The organism is Turicimonas sp. TL08, assembly GCF_054660695.1.
In genome coordinates this window covers 1-287 of record NZ_BAAGDP010000093.1, presented here as the reverse complement: position 1 = coordinate 287, position 287 = coordinate 1, and the positions used below count along the sequence as shown (strand labels likewise).

Here is a 287-nt window from a genome sequence, read left to right as displayed (position 1 = left end):
CCGAAATATATCCGCAATTCGGACAAGTTCTGCTCGTATTTTTCGGAGGAACCAATACCAGCAACCCTCCTCTTTCTTCCAGCTTGTAAGCCAACATTGGCTTGAAAGAATACCATCCTTGGTCAAGAATTGAACGATTTAAACCGCTTTTCTGTCTGATCTTTTTTCCGGGCTGCTCAACTGTACCTGACGCCGATGCAGACATATTCGATACTTTTAGATCTTCCATGAACACAATACCGTGGTTTTTGGCTATTGTCGTCGTGATCTTATGCAGAAAGTCTCTT

1 protein-coding gene is annotated in these 287 nt (G+C 42.9%); it reads right to left on the bottom strand.

Going from position 1 to position 287, the window contains the following annotated elements; all coding sequences use genetic code 11:
- Positions 1–229 (bottom strand): zinc ribbon domain-containing protein (locus ACYQ4O_RS13085; protein ID WP_460175888.1); only part of this gene is annotated, 229 nt, incomplete at its 3' end.
- Positions 230–287 lie beyond the last annotated feature (58 nt).